The 12,362-nt window shown below is 61.3% G+C and carries 8 protein-coding genes; 3 read left to right on the forward strand and 5 right to left on the reverse strand.

The features are described 5' to 3' along the window. Positions 1–12: 12 nt before the first annotated feature. Complete coding sequence (locus OOT55_RS15205; protein WP_265366691.1) at positions 13–567, reverse strand: hypothetical protein; 555 nt, start codon at positions 565–567, stop codon at positions 13–15. A gap of 3 nt (positions 568–570) precedes the next feature. Continuing rightward, positions 571–2,751, reverse strand: coding sequence for a TonB-dependent receptor (locus OOT55_RS15210; protein ID WP_265366692.1), 2,181 nt, complete (start codon positions 2,749–2,751; stop codon positions 571–573). A 251-nt stretch (positions 2,752–3,002) separates the two neighbouring features. On the opposite strand from OOT55_RS15210, the gene OOT55_RS15215 reads away from it, so the two are divergent. From OOT55_RS15215 to OOT55_RS15225, 3 genes are all read left to right on the forward strand, one after another. Next, entirely contained in the window at positions 3,003–4,070 is a 1,068-nt protein-coding gene (locus OOT55_RS15215; protein WP_265366693.1) for an efflux RND transporter periplasmic adaptor subunit, read from the forward strand. A gap of 15 nt (positions 4,071–4,085) precedes the next feature. Continuing rightward, entirely contained in the window at positions 4,086–7,214 is a 3,129-nt protein-coding gene (locus OOT55_RS15220) for an efflux RND transporter permease subunit (protein ID WP_265366694.1), read from the forward strand. A 119-nt stretch (positions 7,215–7,333) separates the two neighbouring features. After that, positions 7,334–7,897 (forward strand): BLUF domain-containing protein, encoded by a 564-nt coding sequence (locus tag OOT55_RS15225; RefSeq protein WP_265366695.1) that lies wholly within the window; start codon positions 7,334–7,336, stop codon positions 7,895–7,897. Between the two features lie 17 nt (positions 7,898–7,914). On the opposite strand, the gene OOT55_RS15230 is transcribed toward OOT55_RS15225, so the two are convergent. From OOT55_RS15230 to OOT55_RS15240, 3 genes are all read right to left on the reverse strand, one after another. Then, positions 7,915–8,463 carry a DUF2058 domain-containing protein gene (locus tag OOT55_RS15230; protein ID WP_265366696.1) on the reverse strand — a complete coding sequence of 183 codons (549 nt, stop codon included), beginning with the start codon at positions 8,461–8,463 and terminating at the stop codon, positions 7,915–7,917. A gap of 82 nt (positions 8,464–8,545) precedes the next feature. Then, positions 8,546–9,754 (reverse strand): methyl-accepting chemotaxis protein, encoded by a 1,209-nt coding sequence (locus OOT55_RS15235; protein ID WP_265366697.1) that lies wholly within the window; start codon positions 9,752–9,754, stop codon positions 8,546–8,548. A 156-nt stretch (positions 9,755–9,910) separates the two neighbouring features. Continuing rightward, entirely contained in the window at positions 9,911–12,118 is a 2,208-nt protein-coding gene (locus tag OOT55_RS15240; protein ID WP_265366698.1) for an FdhF/YdeP family oxidoreductase, read from the reverse strand. Between the last annotated feature and the right edge of the window lie 244 nt (positions 12,119–12,362).

Raw genomic sequence — 12,362 nt, forward strand, 5'->3', positions numbered from 1 at the left:
AGGAGAGTGTCGTTATAGGAGAAACAGGTAGCCGGCGCTAAGCGCGCCGGTTGTGATCAGGACCAGCGTCGGGCGCCAGAGTCGGGTGTCGGCCAGCACCCAGTAGCTGGCCAGGCCCCAGAAAACCGGCATCATCAGCACCCCGGTCACCAGGCGGTTGACCGCCTCCCAGGGCAGCAGATCGGTGACCGCAAAGCTGAACAGGGCACTGGCGAGGCCCGCCAGAGGTACACTGATCACCAGTTTGAGCAATTGCTCGCCCAGTACCCTGAGCCGGGGCCAATTCAGAGTCCGCTGTTCCAGTTTGGTGTCCCGCGCGGGCTGCCGATCCGGGCTGGCCCAGCCGATCCAGAGCCAGGCGAGCAGGGCCGGGACGGTCAGCGCGAAGCACACGGCAAACTCCGCCGGCTGGGCCCAGAGCCAGGCAATCAGCGACAGCACCAGCAGTATCCAGCCCAGGCGGCGCCAGTGCGTCGGCTTGGGCAGGGGCAAGCGCCAGCTGCGGTAGAGACTCAGTACACCGGCAAAGCCGGTGGCGGTGGCCAGGGTTCCCAGTATCCAGCTCATGACTTAAAACTCGATCGAGGCGGACAGAACCAGGTTGCGCGGCTCGGACAACACCAGGTAGTTCGAGCCCGGGAAGCCGCCGACGGAGGCCCAGTAGTTTTCATCCGACAGATTGTTCAGTCGGGCTCGCAGGGTCAGGCCCCGTCCGTCCCACTGGGTCTGATAGCGGGCGCCCAGGTCCCAGCGGGTCCAGGCGGGGGCGCTCACGGTGTTATCGGCATTGGCGTACTGGTCATCGGTGTGAATGACCCGGGTATCCAGCGTCAGACCGGGCAGGGCGGTCAGGTCCCACTCCAGGTTCAGGTTCAACTGGAACTCGGGTACCCCTACCGCCTGCTTGCCGTCGTAAAGGCCGCCCTGGGTTTGGGTCTGCTCGCTGTCCAGGAAGGTCAGGCCGCCGAGCACACGCACTGTGTCCAGCGGCTGACCGAAAGCGCTCAACTCCAGCCCCCGATTGCGCTGCTCGCCGTTGACGGAAAACCGGTTGTTCTCCACATAGCCGCTGGGCAGCGCGGTATCAAACAGGCTGACGCTGCCGCCGTAGGTGTCGGCGTCGTATTTGAGCCCCACTTCGACCTGTTCGGCCTGATAGGGCTCGAAGACTTCGCCGGCATTGTCGACCGGCTCACCGCCACTGGTGGCCGGAGCCACATCGCCGGGCATCAGCCCTTCGATATAGTTGCCGTAAACAGACACCTGATCGCTGGGCTGGTAGACCACGCCGGCGACCGGTGATAAGCGACCTTCGTCGTACTCCGAGGTCAGATTGCCGCTGTTGTAATCGTAGCTTCGGGTGTGAATGTCCTGATAGCGGGCGCCCAGAGTCACCAGCAGACTGTCATCCCAGAAGCCCAGCATATCCGCCAACGCGACACTCTGGTTGTCCACCCTCTCGGTTACTAACGGGTTGTTCAAATCGCCGCCTGGGAACGTTATGTTGGTCGGCGGTGTTGCAGTTTCAGAGGCGTAGAGGTTATCTGAAAACCCATCATAGAAAGAGAAGGCATTGCGTGATTCAGAGGAATAGTCCGACGCCGAAATGACCGCACGATGATTCACCGCTCCAGTTTGAAATTCGCCCTGCAGTCCAAGGTCCGCGGAGCGAATACTGTCTTCACGAATGTTATCGAAACGTGAAGCCGTCATGTTCCCCTCAGCATCGCTGTTGGGGTTGGCCAGAATGTTGTCTTCCTCTCCTTCGCGCAGTCCGGCGGCGGCCCAGCCGGTGATGTGGTCGGTCAGGTCATACTCGGCCCGCACCACACCGAACAGCTGTTGTTCGTCGGTGTAGGTCCAGGGCTGGGCAAAATTGTGGTCCGAGTCCGGTGCCGCCGGCAACTCACCGGTGGGGGTCACACTGGGGCGGGGCGCATCAATACGGTGATCCTGAAACCCCAGGTCGGCGGACAGACGCAGACGCTCGCCCCGGTAATCGGTACCGACGGCGGCCAGGCTCAGTTCCCGCTCCTGGTTCTCCACGGCGGTCTCGCCGTCCCGGCGAACCAGGTTGGCGCGCACCCCGGTTTCCTGCTCAGTTCCGAAACGTTCGCCGATATCCAGCGCGGCGTAGCCCTGGCTCTGTCCCTCAAGTCCGAGCGTTACCCGGCGCACGCCGTCATCCGGTGCCCGCTTGGGCACCAGATTCACCGAGCCGCCGATGCCGCTGCCGCCGGGTGCCGCGCCGCTCAGGAAGGTGTTGGCACCGCGAAAGACTTCCACCCGCTCCAGCAACTCCGAGGCGACGTACTGCCGGGGCAGAATGCCGTACAGGCCGTTATAGGTCATATCGTCGGAGAACACGGGAAAGCCGCGAATCACATACAGCTCCTGGAAGTTGCCAAAGCCTTTGGCCACCCGGACCACGGGGTCGTTCTGGAGCACGTCCGCCACGCTGCTGGTCTGCTGGTCCAGCATCAGCTCGGCGGTGTAGTTGGTACTGGTAAACGGCGCATCCATCATGTCCAGGTTGCCGAACACGCCCACCCGGCCACCTCGCGCCACCTGACCACCGGCATAGGCCTCCGGCAGCAGTACCTGGGAGCCATCGGCGGTGACCACCATCTCTTCAATGCGCTCGGAAGACCCGGTCTGCGCCAGCGACGTTGAACACAGGGCGCTGGTCGAAATCAGCAGGGCGAGCGATTTGATCGGTACAAACTTGCGGGAGGGCAACGGGTTGCGCATCGGTGTCAGCTCCGGAGAGTCAATAAACGTGGGGATGTTGAATAAAATGCATGATAACGAGATAGTTTCTCATTTACAATAAGATTTGTGTCCAGCCGCGTTTTACGTTGAGAAACTGGTGTCCCGCATCCAACTCGGTCCTGCGGGCGCGTGTAAATTAGTGTTAAAGCATCAACCGGAGTCGTCTGGCATGGGGTGACTGGGCGTAAAATCGGCGGCTTACCCCAAGATCCCGACGAGCATTTGACGCAATGAACAAACCCCTCGCGCTGCCCCTGTTGATTCTGTCTCTTTTCTGGGCCGGCCTGGCGCACAGCCAATCCGGTGATCCGGGTGTCATTGTCCAGACGGTGGTTCAGGAGCCGATTCGTAATCGCATTGAGGCGCTGGGGACGCTGCGGGGCAATGAGTCCATCCGGTTGACCTCCAATGTCACCAAAACCGTTACCCGCCTGAACTTTGAAGACGGTGAGCGGGTAGAGAAAGGCCGGGTGCTGGTGGAAATGACCAGTGCCGAGGAAATTGCCCTGCTCGAGGAAGCGCGCACCAACGCCGAAGACGCCGAGCGACAGTGGCGCCGGGTGCGCTCATTGGTGGAGCAGGGGGCGGCATCGCAATCCATGCTGGACGAGCGGCAGCGGGAGTACCACTCGGCCCAGGCGCGGTACAACGCGCTGCAAGCGCGGCTGGAAGACCTGCGGCTGCGCGCGCCTTTTGATGGCGTGGTGGGGCTGCGCAATATCAGCGTCGGCGCCCTGGTCACCCCGGGTGATCTGATCACCACGCTGGTGGACGATCATCAGATGAAGCTGGACTTCACCTTGCCGGCGGTACACCTGCAAGCGGTGGAACCGGGTCTGGAAATTCGCGCGCGCAGCCGGGCGCTGGGCAACCAGCTGTTCGAAGGCCGGGTGTCGAGCATTGATAACCAGGTGGATCCGGTCACCCGGTCCTTTACGGTGCGGGCGCTTCTGCCCAACGATGACGGATTGCTCAAGCCCGGGCTGTTGATGACGGTGGAGCTGCTTACCCGCGAGCGCGAGGCGATCATGGTGTCGGAGGCGGCGGTGATGTCCGAGGGGGGGATTCACTATGTGTTTGTCATCAACAGCCCGGACAGCGAGCCGGTGGCCGAACAGCGAACCGTCGAGATTGGCGAACGGTTTGTAGGCTGGGTGGAAATTCTGGAGGGGCTGTCCGCCGGAGAAAAGGTGGTGACGCACGGCCTGCAGAAAGTGCGCCCCGATCAGCCGGTGGTTATCACCGCGGAGGATGCGGGCAGCGACCCTTTGCCCGAACTGCTCAATCAGTCCCGATAACCGAGGAGACACACCATGTTGTTGTCCGATGTCTCCATCAAACGGCCGGTGTTCGCCTCGGTCATCTCCCTGATTCTGATTGCCCTGGGCCTGCTGGCCTACGATCGACTGACGTTACGTGAATACCCGGATATCGATCCGCCGGTGGTGTCCATACGCACCAACTACCCCGGCGCTGCGGCGGCGGTGGTCGAGACCCGAGTGACCCGGCTGCTGGAAGACCGGGTGGCGGGTGTCGAGGGCATGGAATATATCGAGTCCTCCAGTGAGAATGGCCGCTCGGATATCACCATCCGCTTTGATGTGGGCCGGGATATTGATGCCGCCGCCAACGATGTCCGCGACCGGATTTCCCGCGCCCTGAATAACCTTCCCACCGAAGCGGATCCGCCCGAGGTGCAGAAAGTCAGCTCCGACGAGGATGTGATCGTCTGGTTCAATCTGGCGGGCGAGGGCCGTTCGGTGCCGGAGCTGTCCGATTACGCCGAGCGTTATTTGCGAGACCGCTTCTCGGTCATTGATGGGGTGGCGCAGATACGAATCGGTGGGCAGCAGCGTTATGCCATGCGCATCTGGCTGGACCGTCAGGAAATGGCGGCCCGTGGTCTGACCGTCGCCGATGTGGAAAATCGCCTGCGCGAAGAGAACGTCGAGTTGCCCGCGGGCAGTATCGAATCGGATCAGCGGCACTTCACGGTGCGCATGGCCCGGCTCTATCGGGAAGCCGAGGACTTCGGCCAACTGGTGCTGGCCGAGGGCAGCGATGGTTACCTGGTGCGCCTGAGTGATATTGCCCGGGTGGAAAAAGGCACCGAGGAAGACCGCAATATTTTTCGCGGTAACGGCATCCCGATGGTGGGCATCGGCATTGTCAAACAGTCCACCGCCAACACGGTGGATGTGGCGCGGGCCGCGCGCGAGGAAGTCGAGCGGCTCAATGAAACCCTGCCGGAAGGTATGCGCCTGGAACAGAGTTTCGACAGCTCGGTGTTTGTCGGTCAGGCGATCAAGGAGGTGTATTACACCCTGGCGTTTGCCATTGCCATGGTCATTCTGGTGATTTATCTGTTCCTGGGCAGCGCCCGGGCCATGTTGATCCCGGCGGTGACCGTACCGGTATCGGTGATCGCCACCTTCACCGTGTTGGCCGTGCTCGGCTTCTCGATCAATCTGCTGACGTTGCTGGCGCTGGTATTGGCCATTGGTCTGGTGGTGGACGATGCCATTGTGGTGCTGGAGAACATCGTTCGCCACATTGAGGAAAAAGGGAAACCGCCGCTGCTCGCCGCCTATCGCGGCACGCGGGAAGTGGGTTTTGCGGTGGTCACCACCACCCTGGTACTGATCTCGGTGTTTGTGCCCATCGCCTTTCTGACCGGCGATGTGGGGCGGCTGTTTTCCGAGTTTGCCCTCACCATGGCGGCGGCGGTGGGTTTCTCCTCGCTGGTCGCGCTGACGCTGTCGGCCATGCTCGCCTCCAAACTGATCAAGAAAAAAGAAAACACCTCCTGGTTGGTGACCAGGCTCGATCAGGGCATTGTCTGTCTGCGTCACTACTACGGCAGGGCCCTGCACCAGTGCCTGCGCCACGCGCGTATCGTGGCGGTGGTGTTTGTCGGCTTGCTGGTGGGCACCTGGTGGGTATCGCAACAGTTGCCACAGGAATATGCGCCGCGGGAAGACCGGGGTGCCTTCTTTGTCATCGTCGACGGTCCGGAAGGGGCGAGTTACTCCTACATGGTGGAGTACATGGACGAGATCGAAAAACGCCTGATGAAATACGTCGACCAGGGGGAGATGGCCCGTCTGCTGGTCCGTGCCCCCCGGGCCTGGGGGGCACTGGAGCGGTTTAACAGTGGCATTGTGATTGCGACCCTGACCGACTGGTCCGAGCGGCGCAGCGGTTTTGACATCATGGACGATGTGCGTGCGGATCTGGCCGACTTGCCGGGCGTGACGGCCTTTCCGGTCATGCGCCAGGGCTTTGGTTCCTCCACCCAGAAACCGCTGCAGTTTGTCATCGGCGGTGGCTCTTATGAGGAACTGGCCGAGTGGCGGGATATCCTGCTGGAAAAAATCGAAGCGGATAATCCGGGACTGACGGCGATCGACTGGGATTACAAGGAAACCCGGCCTCAGGTGGAGGTGATTGTCGACCAGGACCGCGCCGCCGACCTCGGCGTCAGTGTGGCCAACGTCGGCCGCACCCTGGAGACCATGATGGGCTCGCGTCGGGTCACCACTTTTATTGAGGACGGTGAAGAATACGAAGTGATGCTTGAAGGTGAGCGCAGCGAGCAGCGTACCCTGGACAGCCTGGAGAACATCTTCGTGCGCTCCGAACGCAGCGGTGAACTGGTGCCGCTGGCCAGCCTGGTCGAGCTGCGGGAATTTGCCGACGCCGCCACCTTGCGACGCTATAACCGGATACGCGCCATCACCATAGAGGCCAACCTGACCGACGGACTCACCCTGGGAGACGCACTGACCTATATGGAGGGGCTGGTGGCCGAGCACCTTCCGGAGAGCGCCGTGATTGATTACAAGGGGCAGTCCCGCGATTACAAACTGGCTGGCGGCTCGGTGGCCTTCATTTTCCTGATCGGTATTCTGATCACTTTCCTGGTGTTGGCCGCACAATTCGAAAGCTACATCCATCCCTTCGTGATCATGCTGACCGTGCCACTGGCCATGCTCGGGGGGCTGTTGGGGTTATACCTTACCGGTAATTCGCTCAACCTTTACTCCCAGATCGGCCTGGTCATGCTGGTGGGGCTGGCGGCCAAAAACGGCATTCTGATTGTGGAGTTTGCCAACCAGCTGCGGGACCGGGGTATCGCCTTCGACCAGGCGTTGGAGCAGGCCTCGCTGGCCCGCCTGCGGCCCATTCTGATGACCGGCATCACCACGGCAGTGGGTGCGGTGCCCCTGGTAATGTCTTCCGGGGCCGGCTCGGAAACCCGGGCGGTGATCGGGGTGGTGGTGATCTCCGGAGTCCTGGCGGCCACCCTGTTCACTCTGTTTATCGTGCCCACGGCCTACAGTCTGCTCGCCCGCCATACCGGCTCACCCAATGATGTGAAGCGCGAGCTGGAACGGGTGGCGGATGAGTACGATCGCAAACAGCAGAAGCACCCGTCCTGATGGATGAAGCGCCAGGGATGGCACTTATTTCCGCCTTTTAGGGTTGACCGGCCATCCAGGCCGGACTCCCGTGCGTATATAAAAAGACTCTCAATAACGCACAAATGGAGTGTTCCCCCATGACCGATCTTGTCCAGGTGGTATATATCAGCCGGGCCACTTTCAAAGCCATGCCCGCCTCGGGTGGCGTGGAGCCGCATGTCGCGCGCATCCTGCAACAGTCACGCACCAATAACCCCCGCCTGGGCCTCGGCGGCGTGCTCTATTACGGGGAAGGTTGCTTCTTCCAGTGTCTGGAGGGCGAGCGCGATGTGGTGGATAAGATGCTCAACAAGCTGAAAGGGGATGACCGCCACAAGGACTTCAAAATTGTGCTGCAGCGCAATATTACCCAGCGGCAGTTCACCGACTGGTCCATGAAATACATTCCCACCAATGCCACGGTCAAAGGGCTGCTGGCGCGGGCCGGCTATGACCGGTTTGACCCCTACCAGTTTGACCAGAAAACCATTGAAGATCTGCTGACCACCTTCCGCGAATTGCGCGCTCAGGCCGACCGTCCCATTCCCAGCCACGCGCCCCAGCCCCAGGTACGGGCCAATGATTCGGGCGCCATGCCCTATGTGCTGGCTGGTGTTGTGGTCTTGGTGTGTGCCGTCGCGGTGGGCTGGTTCGTGTTATAGCGAACGCTGATCCGCCGTTACCACATCAGGTCGTCGGGGATGACGTAATCCTTGTAGGGATCGTCCTCGTCGACCGCTTCCTGGGTTTTCTGGTTGGCGACCACAATATAGTTCGGGTCGCGCTCGGCGATCTTGTCCGATACCACTTTCGGAATCAGTTCGTAGTTCTCCCCGGCGCGGACCACAATGAGTTGGCCGCGGATGATCTGCTGTTGCACCCGAGGGCTGACCAGCAGCTTTTTGATCTTGGTGCCGTCGGTAAAGTTGTACTCCACTTCCCCTTCGCCGCTGCCGCGCTTGGCCTGCTTGTGGGTCTGGATCAACTGGCGGATCTGCGCCTCAATGGCTTTTTTCTCGGCGGCGGCCTGCCGCTCGCGATTCAGGGCCCGGTCCCGCTCGGCCTTTTCTTCACGGGCCGCCTGAGCCGACTGGCGGATTTCCGCGTGGGGGTCCTCACCGGTATGGCGGGCCTGTTTTTTCTGTTTGCGCTGCTCTTTTTTTACCTGCTTGGCTTTCTTGTCGTCCACCAAACCGGCTTTCAGCAGTTGATCCTGTAGGGAAGGCATAAGGGGTACCATATGGGTTGTGCTCGTTGGCGGTCATTATGCCAGCTTGGCGCCCATCGAGAAACGACGGGCGCCTCGGCCACTAGACTTTAAGCGCCGCCAACTGCTGTCCCAGGCTCTGGGTGTCTTTCTGCAGGTGCCGGGCGGAGTTACGCAGCTCGCCGCTGGTGCGGGTACTCTCGTCCGCGACCCGGGAGATGTTGGTGATGTTCTGATCGATTTCCTGCGCCACTTGGGACTGCTCCTGGGCGGCGGTGGCGATGAGCGTGCTCATTTCCTGAATCTGGTCAATGGCCGCAACCACATTTTCCAGGGCCCGGTTCGCCTCGCTGATTCGCTCAGAGCTGGCGTGGGCCTTCTCTGTGCTGGAGGCCATGGAGGTCACCGCTCGAGCGGACTGAGCCTGCAGACGTTCAATGATCTCCTGGATATCAGCCGTCGACTCCTGGGTGCGTCGGGCAAGCGTGCGCACCTCGTCGGCGACCACGGCAAAGCCGCGGCCCTGTTCGCCGGCCCGGGCGGCTTCAATAGCGGCGTTCAGCGCCAACAGGTTGGTCTGTTCGGCAATGCCGGTAATGACAGTCAGTACCTTGCCTATTTCCTGACTGTTGCGGTCCAACTCCTGCATGATGCCGACCGTATCGCTCATCGTCGTATTGAGTTCGTCGAAGGTGCGGTGCGTTTCGCGTACCACCCCGTGGGTGCGTCCGACTTCCCGGTTGGCGTCATCGGCCTGGGCGGCGGCGTCGCTGGCATGGCTGGCCACTTCCCCGACACTGGCGGACATCTCGTTCATCGCCGAGGCGGCCTGGTCCAACTCTCGGCTCTGGCTCTGGCTGCTTTGTTCGGTGTGCGCGGCGGCCTGCTCGAGGGTTTCCATCTGGGTGACAATGGTCCCCGAGAGCTGCTGAATCCCCCGGGTCAGGTCGCCCACCTGCTGAATCACGGTGTTGTAGGCCGCGAACATCTGACCGACCTCGTTGTCACTGGCGGCTTCGCAGATGGGGGCCGTAAAGTCACCAGTGCTCATTCTGTTCAGGTGATGGCGCAGCAGGGTGATCTGCTGGATCAGCCAGATCAGTCCCAACTGATGGGTCACCAGTGCCACTGCGATGATCAATAGAATGAGCACCGTCACCGGGCCGAAGCCTTCGGCGAGGTACTGGAGAATGGCCGCCACCAACGCCAGAGTGATGATGACCAGAAACGACAGGCCAAATTGGGCGTTGATGGATTTGAAGCCAATAGCCCTCATCAAGGCGTTAAGCCCGTAGGCCAGGTGGGTGCGCATGGGAAAGTCCATAATCATTGCGTGGGAAATTGTGCCAGATGATAGCCAACCGACCGATGATTCTCCATCAGTGATTAGCCTTTCCAGAGCTTGGGGTCAGGTGGATGGGTGGGTTTTGAACTGAAATTTGATGCAGGTCAACCCGTTGATGAAGGGCTATCCGGCCGGTACCAGTCGCACCGGTACCGACTTGAACGCCGGGGTCTGGCTGCGAGGATCCTGCTCGGTGCCGATCAGAATGTTCGCCTCCGGGTAGTAAGCGAGCAGGGAGCCGGCGGGCAGGTTGAACGGGCAGACCGTCAGGTTTTCCATCACCCCGTGAGCCGAACGCAAAGTGGCTTTGTCGCCGGCTTTCAGGTTCAGGTGTTCCCGGTCTTCCGGTCCGACCAGCACACACCAGCGGTGCTCGGTGCCCCGGTAGCTGTCCGACTCTTCGTAGATGATGGAGTTGAACTGCCCCTCGCTGCGGATACTGGCCAGGATAAAGGGGTAATCCGGCCGGCGTGCGACCGGCAGAGAGTGCACCTGAAAACGGGCCTTGCCGTTGGGGGTGTTGAAGGTCGGCGATGTCAGCAGGCGACCGCCAATGGTGAATTCCCGATGGCTGGTGCCGATGTCGGCCAGCGCCTCCATGCCGGGCACCGTCGCCGCTATGGCTGAGCGCACCCGGTCGTGCTCCCTAAGCGCCCCGAAATCAAAAGGCCCGGCGGGCAGTAAGCGCTTACCCAGTTCCGCCAGGATGGCCACTTCCGAGCGGACATTGGCCAGCCGGCGAATGCCGCCATCGCTTAGGCGCACATAGTTGAACATGGATTCCTGGGTGGTGCTCTGGGGTTCTTCGTCCCGGGCGGTCACTGGCAGAATCAGTGCTTCGCTGTGCTCCACGCCATGTACGTGTCCCTGGTTCAGGGTGGTGGTCAGATACAGCTTGAAACCCACCCGGTCCAACGCCCGTCGAGCGAAGTTGGCATCCGGCGTGGCCGCATAGAGGTTGCCGCCCATCAGCAGGGCCGCGTCCATGTCCCCGGCATCGGCCGCGCGCAGGCAGGCGAGGGTGTCCAGCCCCTGAGTGCGGGGCAGTTCAAGGTCGAAATGCGATTCCAGCGCCGCCAGCACATCCTCGGACAGCACCGGCTTTACGCCGATGGTGCCGATACCCTGGACATTGCTGTGGCCCCGCAAGGGCAGCAGTCCCGCCGACGGTTTGCCCAGCATGCCGCGCAGCAGTGCCAGATTGGCGATGGCCTCGACATTGTCCACGCCGTTGCGGTGATGGGTGATACCCATGCCCCAGGCAAACACCGCGTGCTCGGCCTGGGCGTAGTCGGCGGCCAGGGCTTCGATCTCGGTTTGACTGAGGCCACAGGCGGACGTCAGTGACGCCCAGTCCGTTTGTTCCAGATCGGCACGATAGGCTTCGAAGCCCTCGGTGTGGGCTTCAATAAAAGTGGTATCCAGCGCGTGCTGTTCGAGCAGGGCTTTGCCCACGGCTTTCAATAGCGCCAGGTCCGAGCCAATGTTCGGCTGCACATAGCGCGAGGCAATCCAGGTGCCGCCACTTAACATGGACCGGGCGCTTTTGGGCACGGCAAAGCGTACCAATCCCGGCTCTTTGGCCGGATTGATCACAATCACCTGGCCGCCGCGCTCGCGGCAGTGTTGTAACTGGTGCACAAAGCGTGGGTGATTGGAGGCCGGGTTGGCACCAATCACAAAAATCAGGTCCGCCCCACCCAGGTCTTCCAGGCTGATGGTGGCAGTGCCGGTACCAATCACATTGCCCAGGCCCACGCCGGTGGCCTGGTGGCAGTAATAGGAGCAGTTGTTGACGTTGTTGGTGCCGTACAGCCGGGCCAACAGCTGCAACACAAAGCCCGCTTCGTTGGAGGAGCGGCCGGAGGAGTAGAAAAAGCTGCGTGCGGGCTTGGTGGCCGCGAACCGCTCGGCGGCCAGCGCCAGGGCCTGATCCCAGCCGATGGGCTGGTATCGGTTGCTGCCGGCGGGCTTGTACAGTGGCGTATTCAACCGCCCCAGATGTTCCAGCTCATGGGCCGACAGCTCCTTGAAATCATCCAGCGTGTGCTCGAACAATTCGTCGGGAATCGGTGGCTGAATATCCGTGGACTGGGCCTGAATGCTCTTGTTGCACACCGAGGGGAACTCGTCCAGCTCATTGGTCATGCCCCCGCGCTGCCCACCCATGCCCAGGCCGCAGGCCTTGCAGGTGTTGCGGGATTTGAGTGCCTTGGTGGAGTTGAGCAGCCCGATCCGGCTCAGGGTGCGCAGCGTATACAGCACCTTCTTGGGGCCACCGCCTACTATCGTGATGGGATCGGCGGAGGTTTCGGAGGCACGCTCAGACATGGCAGACTCTTGGGTTACGGATGGCAACGGACAGACTATGCCGAACCGGCAAGCGAGGCAATACGTCAATCGCACCGACTCTCTGATCCGTACCTTTTCTATTGCTCGGTGCAAGTCTATGGAATCATGGTGCTTGCATGCGAATCTTGCTCGATACAGGCCCCCGTCCTATATGTCTTCCAGGCGAGATGCAATCAATTGTCGGGTACGTTATTATCGATCAGCGATCCAGGCGTGTCGGGAT

The sequence above is a fragment of the Marinimicrobium sp. C6131 genome, assembly GCF_026153455.1.
Taxonomy (GTDB): domain Bacteria; phylum Pseudomonadota; class Gammaproteobacteria; order Pseudomonadales; family Cellvibrionaceae; genus Marinimicrobium.

What these genes read in the sequence shown, in the direction of transcription:
- OOT55_RS15225 (WP_265366695.1), top strand. Translation starts at nt 7,334, where the DNA reads ATGACCGATCTTGTCCAGGTGGTATATATCAGCCGGGCCACTTTCAAA.
- OOT55_RS15205 (WP_265366691.1), bottom strand. Translation starts at nt 567, where the DNA reads ATGAGCTGGATACTGGGAACCCTGGCCACCGCCACCGGCTTTGCCGGT.
- OOT55_RS15210 (WP_265366692.1), bottom strand. Translation starts at nt 2,751, where the DNA reads ATGCGCAACCCGTTGCCCTCCCGCAAGTTTGTACCGATCAAATCGCTC.
- OOT55_RS15240 (WP_265366698.1), bottom strand. Translation starts at nt 12,118, where the DNA reads ATGTCTGAGCGTGCCTCCGAAACCTCCGCCGATCCCATCACGATAGTA.
- OOT55_RS15230 (WP_265366696.1), bottom strand. Translation starts at nt 8,463, where the DNA reads ATGCCTTCCCTACAGGATCAACTGCTGAAAGCCGGTTTGGTGGACGAC.
- OOT55_RS15215 (WP_265366693.1), top strand. Translation starts at nt 3,003, where the DNA reads ATGAACAAACCCCTCGCGCTGCCCCTGTTGATTCTGTCTCTTTTCTGG.
- OOT55_RS15220 (WP_265366694.1), top strand. Translation starts at nt 4,086, where the DNA reads ATGTTGTTGTCCGATGTCTCCATCAAACGGCCGGTGTTCGCCTCGGTC.
- OOT55_RS15235 (WP_265366697.1), bottom strand. Translation starts at nt 9,754, where the DNA reads ATGCGCACCCACCTGGCCTACGGGCTTAACGCCTTGATGAGGGCTATT.